We start from the raw sequence: 6474 nt of genomic DNA, 5'->3' as shown, positions 1-6474 counted from the left end.
CTCAAGACGTGAATCAATCAGATGCGGCAATGCCATCTCCCCTCCTAATCAAAGCGCAATTTCAAATATGCTGCTGGACGACCAAAGCCCGGTCTCGGGCCGCGGAAAGTCGTGCATCATTCAATTAGCTGAAAAATAACTTCCGTTTACGTTTATGTCAAGCTCAATTAAAACAAAATTTTATCAAATCACAACAGCTGCGAAGCTTCCGCCCCTACCCTTTGCGTGTAGCAGTTTCCTTAAGCAGCTCTCCGATCGCGAAAAGCCCCGGGCAAAACTCAAGAACTTAGGCACTTGCAAGACGTTAAGCATGTCATTCAACAGCTCCAGCCGATCAAGTGCATAAATAACAAGATCAAAAACATCCACTTTAACGTTGTTTTAAACTCAACCAAGGAAGCAAGTTGCCCATAAGGGGGAGGCTGGACAAACCGCGTCTCCCCATCAACGGACGGACCTCTTGCCAGATGTAAAGTACCTTTGGGCTGAGAAATAAGACCAGACACTCTGGAGACGAGGCCCAGCCGAGGCCTCGAGTTGTGGGCTTTTTGACGAGAGGCATCTACCTTAAGACAAAGCATGAACACCTTCCGGCTACGGATAGGCCGCTTCCAGTAATGGATAGGCCGTCTTCAACTGATCTTGACCTCGTTTCCTCCATCAATGTGCACTCCGTTCGTGCTGAGCTTGTCGAAGCACGCAAACTTCAGGCTAAAAACATCTAGCCACGGAGACACGGAGAACTTCTGAAAAAACCAAAAAAACCTGATCTTCACCTCATATTCTAGCCACCCTGACTTTACACCAAACTATTTACAGCCCCACTGATTGTCATCACCTTTCAACAAACGGTCGTCATCTTTCAACAAGTGGTCGTCATCTTTCAACAAGTGGTCGTCATCTTTCAACAAGTGGTCGTCGTCTTTCGACAAGTGGTCGTCATCTTTCGACAAGTGGTCGTCATCTTTCGACAAGTGGTCGTCATCTTTCAACAAGTCGTCGTCATCTTTCAACAAGTGGTCGTCATCTTTCAACAAGTGGTCGTCATCTTTCAACAAGTGGTCGTCATCTTTCGATAATCGATCATCGTCTTTCAACAATCGGTCGTCATCTTTCGACAATCGGTCGTCGTCTTTCGACAATCGGTCGTCGTCTTTCGACAATCGGTCGTCATCTTTCAACAATTGGTCGTCGTCTTTCAACAATTGGTCGTCGTCTTTCGACAATCGGTCGTCGCCTTCCGACAAACGGTCGACGACCTGTAGTAGACCGTCCCCGAATGCCCTTTCAGAATCGCTTCGGGAATGACGGTTTTGGAAGCTGGCGGAAGATTGGTACTAATTAGTCGAAAGATGCAGCACCCATCTGGAACTAGCGGCAGAGGTCGGTGACGAACGGGGCGTAGCCTGCGCCGAGGGTCATACAGCGGTGCCGAAAAGGGAGCCGACGGCAAGTGTCGCTGCCATGGCCAATGCTCCCCAGATAGTGACCCGCCCGGCTCCGATAGCTACATCCGCCCCACCTGTCCTGGCAGCGAGACCGCCCAATAGCGCCAGGCTCAGCAGCGAGCCTGCGGCCACAAGGTGAATGAGCAGGGATCGCGGAGTAAGTAAGGCAAAGATCAGCGGCAAGGCTGCGCCTACCGAGAAGGTCACGGCAGAGGACAGTGCCGCCTGAATGGGGCGTGCGGCATGGATCTCGAAGAGGCCGAGTTCATCCCTGGCATGCGCTCCCAAGGCATCATGCGCCATCAACTGAACGGCGACTTCATGTGCCAGTGCAGGCTCCAGTCCTCTCTGCACATAGATCGCGGCAAGCTCCTTCCTCTCGGACTCTTCGTCTTCCTGAAGCTCGCGATGCTCCCGCGCCAGATCGGCCTTCTCGGTATCGGACTGTGAACTGACAGAGACATACTCCCCGGCAGCCATCGACATGGCGCCTGCGACCAGACCTGCCAAGCCTGCCAAGAGGACATCTCCCACCGGCGCCTTGGCGGCTGCCACACCGACGATCAGACTTGCAGTGGAAAGTATCCCGTCATTGGCTCCCAGAACCGCCGCCCGCATCCACCCGATACGCTCAGCGTAATGCCTCTCGAAATGCTTTCTCATCCGACATCACCCTCCTTGGCCTTTAATCCAGCCGATTCAGCCACTGCGTCTTCGTCGAACCCGCCACGGCCGGCGAGGAGTCCCCTGGCCTCTCAACCGAACCTGACGGCGAGCATCGAGATCGACCCGCCATCGAACCCCTGCACAGGGAAGGAAATCTCGTCCTCCTCGCGCCGCAGACCGAGCACGTAAAGGAGCGGCAGGTAATGATCCGGCGTCGGCGCGGAGAGCCGCGCATCTCTGCCCAACCCCTCGTAATCGACGACTGCGGCGTCGTCACCGTTCACCAGCAGGTCCCGCACCTTGTTCTCGAACCGCAGGCCCCAGTCCAATGGCTCGGCAGCATCGTTGCCCCAGGCATAGGTGTGCAGGTTGTGCACCAGATTGCCGCTGCCTATAACCAGGACACCTTCTTCCCTGAGCGACGCCAGCCGTTTTCCCAATTCGTAATGAAATTGCGGCGGCTCCCTTTCATCGATGCTAAGCTGCACCACAGGGATATCGGCCCCGGGAAAGACGTGAGTCAGCACCGACCAGGTGCCATGATCGATCCCCCAGCTATCGTCGAGAACCACCGGTACCGGTGAAAGTAAATCGGCAACGCGCCTGGCGAGCGCAGGGCTGCCGGGGGCGGGGTATTCAACCTCGTACAGTTCTCTGGGAAAGCCGCCGAAATCGTGGATAGTGGGCGGGGCAAGGTTGGCGGTTACGGCACAACCGGGGATATACCAGTGGGCGGAGATCGCCAGAATGGCTTGCGGGCGTGGAATCGATCTCCCGATGGAGGCCCATCCCTCGGTATAGGCATTCTTCGATACGGCATTCATCGGGTTGCCGTGCCCGAAGAATATGGTCGGCATCACTTCACTCATAGCCACTCCTTGTCAGAAGATACCGGTGCACATCCGTCACTCATGTCAGTATCACGTATCAGTCATAAGGTCCACGACCAGGAACAAGTTTAACAAAAAGATCGTGACAGGTAATCGTCTGAATGAACATCGCCGATGAGAGGATGGTTGATCAACAAGGAGCAGTCTTTCCGAAGGGACTACAACTCGCAAAGTCGTTGCATCGTTGAAAGTTGCGTGTTATTTCATTCCCATGACAACTTCCACCGACCCTAACAACAGTACCAATCTCCTTTTTCGCCTGGCCGGCCTGAGCCGTCGCTGGCGTCAGGTTCTGGATGCCGAATTCCACTCCTCCGGGTTGACCGATGCGACCTGGCGCCCCCTCCTTCATCTGTACCTGATGGGGGACGGCGTGCGCCAGAAAGACCTGGCCGCCTCGGTGGGGCTGGAGGGCCCTTCCCTGGTGCGGCTTCTGGATACGCTGGTGAGCAAGGGGCTGGTTCGCAGAGTGGAGGATGAACAGGACCGCCGGGCCAAGCTTCTGAGCCTGACCGGGGAAGGAAGGGTGATCGTAGAGGAGATCAGGAAAACGGTTGAGTCGCTGGAGAACGACCTGTTCGGCTCATTTGACCGGAGAGAAATGGCACAAATGGCAGAGTTCGTAGAGCGACTGGAGTCGGCGGTAAACCAGGTGAGGAATAAGACCAAGAGGTGAGTACGGAAAGCCGCGGAGCCGGCACGTACAAGTCCTTTCAGATCATCCTGCCCCCCCTCTAATTACATATCTTTGCAGCCGTTTGATTGAGCCGGTCCAGGCAGCGCTGTCTCAGATGAATCCTGCAGATACTTCACCTTGGCCAACACCGGTTTCTTCGGCGGTCCAGAGGAGGGCCTCGCCTGGTACCCGATAGGGACGACGGCCATGAACTCGCCGGTTTCCTCTTCCAGCAGTGACAGCACCTCGTCCTTGATCAGAAACAGCACCCCCAGCCAGACGGTGGAGAGGCCCAGGGAGGTGGCGGCGAGGAGCAGGTTTTGGACGGCGGCAGCGGAACTTTGAATCTCCATGGTCCTGAAAAAATGAAAGGACCGTTCCCGTTCCGGCCCAAGCCCCCGGGTCCCGTGCCGAATCAGCTCGCCGGTGTTGACCACGGCTATGATCACCGGCGCACTTGAAATGCTCTTGGCGGCCATTCTCAGTAGCGCGGACGAAGCCTTGTCGAACTCAGCCGCCTTTCCGGAGACGAGAGTCGAGAGCTCTTGCTTCTTCGCGCCACTGACGACGATGAATCGCCATGATTGCTGATTGTGTGCGGACGGGGCATCGTTGGCAGCCTGCAGGACGGCGTGCAGATCTGCCGGTGAAACCTCCCTCTCCTGAAAGTTCCTGATACTTCTGCGCTTCGCTATGGTCTCCAGCACGTCGTTAGCCACCCTACCCTCTCCTATCTCCGCCCCGGCGAATTTCTCATCAGTAACCTCGTTATCTGCCTGCCGCGCTCCCTCCGAAGACCTCGATCACGACGTCTCCTCAGGGCGCAGAGCCACCCCCTCCAGGTAGTAAAGGGACGGCCTCAGCAACTGGAAAAAGAGGTGAACCTCTGGATACCCGAAATGGCAAAGGAGCGCATAGAGCGTTTCCGCGATGGCGTCGTGGACTTTCTTTTCCCTGGGGAACATCGATATCTCCAGCGATCGGGGACTGTCTGTGATCCGCGTGACACAGAGGAGTTCCACCGTGATCTTTTCCTCGGGGATTCGGGCCAGGCGGGAAAATTCCGCGACGAAGAGTGCGTGCTGTTCCTGTAGAAATTCCTTCTCGAAACCTTTGAACCTCAGATAAGCCATCACCTCTTCACCTCACGCACAAGCCTGGGCCGATTGACCCGCGTCCAGGGCCGCGTCGCCGCTGCCTGCCACACCACGAAATCCCAGCGGGAGCGGAATTTCGCGGGCACCCTTTTCCACACCGTCCAGAACGATCTCCGCGATCTGCACCGGTTTCAGCTCACCGTTCTCCCCTCCAGAGGCGGTACCAGGACCGTGGGCCGGATAGGCCCTGACAACCCGAATATTTCGTGCAGCCAAGGGAGCGCGATAGATGCCGGAGAGGGGGAGGTTGACGGGGGTTACAGCGGAACAGACGTTAACGATGGTCCCTCCGCCACGAGAGGCCAGGACTGGGGCGAAGGCCAGGCACATGCCGAGGGTGCCGAAACAATTGACCTCCACCTGCTCCCCGCCCACATCGGCTGAGGTATCAGCAATGAGCACGCCTTTGGCGCTGCACCCGGCGTTGTTGACGATGAGATCGACATCCAGGCACCTTGTCACCGCGGCAGCGACTGCCACGGGGTCGGCGATATCGAGTGCCATTGCCACGACCTGGCCTCCGGCGAAGCCGACGGGGCAGCATACCGATGCCAGCGTCTTGGCCGCCGCATATACCTTGGCCGCCCCCCGGAGCAGCAGAGCCTCCACTAGAGCCTCGCCGACAGCTCCGTTGGTACCGGTAACCAGTGCTATTTTGCCTTTCAGATTCGTAACGCTTCCTTTCTATCAGCAGTAGCCGGCAGCCTACTTACTTGCTGCAGCGGCATCCCGAGCTTGTAGTACAGAGCCCCTCCTCCGGCCGTGTCTTTCCAGCCTCACGGGGCCGCCAGGGCCGCACGAGGTATGGAACGATCAAGCACCCCATAGAGCCTGTTGGCCGCCTGCTCCAGCACCTTGACGGGGTTCCCGGGCTGCAGGCTCAGGGAAGACAGGGCGTAAAGGGTCTCCCGCACAAGCCTCTGCCCCGGGTGGACGCCACTTTCGGCAACCAGCCGCAGGTGCTCGATGCTCCTGGCAATTGCCAGTGCGGCGATGCCGCCCTCGACCAGCGTGTAGTGATCGGTATCGAACCGGACCGCCAGCCACACCATGCGAAGTACCCTATGCTGCATCCTCGCATGGAGGGTTCTCGCAGCATGGGGCGAGTCGACTGAGGCGAACTTCTCCAGGTCTGCCAGGATCGCCTTCAGCAAGGCCTGCAGCCGCATGGCCGGGGTGATGGGAATCAGGTAGCGGTAGCAGATCCAGGCCGTCCCGACTCCCAGGAGCATGGCGAAGGCGCCGAATTTGAGATCGTGGAAGGAAAGGGAGACGTTAACTCCGGGCTGGACCACGAACATGAAGAAGAGGGTGGCGTCGGTGGCGGCTATGGCGGTGCGACGCTGGGTCATGGCGAAGACGCCAAGGAGGACAAAAGGCGCGATCACGGCAACGGCGAGATAAGGATTGGATACTCCCGCAAGGAGGACGTAACGGCAGAAAATTGCCAGGGTGCATCCGGTGGAGGCTCCCAAGAAAATCTGCCCCAGGAAGGCGACCGGGTGTTCCTTGGTGGAAAAGATGGTGACCATGATCGAGACGGCCATCAGCGTAAGCGGCCCCTGCTGCCAGCCGGACAGCGTCCAGACGGCGCCGGCGGCGGCAAGGGCGATGACGGCGCGGGCGGCAGCCCGAGA

The 6474-nt window shown here is 57.8% G+C and carries 8 protein-coding genes; 1 reads left to right on the top strand and 7 read right to left on the bottom strand.

All coding sequences use genetic code 11. The features are described from left to right. Positions 1 to 809: 809 nt before the first annotated feature. The 3 genes from AC11W3_RS20590 to ygiD all read right to left on the bottom strand — a co-directional run bounded on the left by AC11W3_RS20590 (position 810) and on the right by ygiD (position 2983). Positions 810 to 1226: a hypothetical protein gene (locus AC11W3_RS20590; RefSeq protein ID WP_484093677.1), complete on the bottom strand. Its 417-nt coding sequence runs from the start codon at positions 1224 to 1226 to the stop codon at positions 810 to 812. A gap of 192 nt (positions 1227 to 1418) precedes the next feature. Further along, complete coding sequence (locus tag AC11W3_RS20585) at positions 1419 to 2111, bottom strand: VIT1/CCC1 transporter family protein (protein WP_484093676.1); 693 nt, start codon at positions 2109 to 2111, stop codon at positions 1419 to 1421. A 92-nt stretch (positions 2112 to 2203) separates the two neighbouring features. Then, on the bottom strand, positions 2204 to 2983 hold the full coding sequence (ygiD, locus tag AC11W3_RS20580; RefSeq protein WP_484093675.1) for a 4,5-DOPA-extradiol-dioxygenase: 780 nt from the start codon (positions 2981 to 2983) through the stop codon (positions 2204 to 2206). 232 nt (positions 2984 to 3215) lie between these two features. Between ygiD and AC11W3_RS20575 the strand changes: the two genes are divergently transcribed. Continuing rightward, the gene (locus AC11W3_RS20575) at positions 3216 to 3680 is read left to right on the top strand and encodes a MarR family winged helix-turn-helix transcriptional regulator (protein WP_484093674.1); all 465 of its coding nucleotides are present in this window, start codon (positions 3216 to 3218) and stop codon (positions 3678 to 3680) included. 62 nt (positions 3681 to 3742) lie between these two features. Here the strand turns inward: AC11W3_RS20575 and AC11W3_RS20570 are convergent, their stop codons facing one another. The 4 genes from AC11W3_RS20570 to AC11W3_RS20555 form a co-directional block, all read right to left on the bottom strand. Then, positions 3743 to 4399: a nitroreductase family protein gene (locus AC11W3_RS20570; RefSeq protein WP_484093673.1), complete on the bottom strand. Its 657-nt coding sequence runs from the start codon at positions 4397 to 4399 to the stop codon at positions 3743 to 3745. Between the two features lie 84 nt (positions 4400 to 4483). Continuing rightward, entirely contained in the window at positions 4484 to 4813 is a 330-nt protein-coding gene (locus AC11W3_RS20565; RefSeq protein WP_484091403.1) for a DUF1904 family protein, read from the bottom strand. Positions 4814 to 4825: 12 nt separating this feature from the next. Continuing rightward, positions 4826 to 5485, bottom strand: a complete 660-nt coding sequence (locus AC11W3_RS20560; RefSeq protein ID WP_484093678.1) for an SDR family NAD(P)-dependent oxidoreductase — start codon at positions 5483 to 5485, stop codon at positions 4826 to 4828. A gap of 128 nt (positions 5486 to 5613) precedes the next feature. Next, the coding region (locus AC11W3_RS20555; protein ID WP_484093672.1) for an FUSC family protein at positions 5614 to 6474 on the bottom strand (861 nt) is incomplete at its 5' end.

This window comes from Geomonas sp. (genome assembly GCF_056994735.1).
The sequence above is the reverse complement of the archived record's forward strand: the minus strand, read 5'-3'. Positions and strand labels throughout refer to the sequence as shown.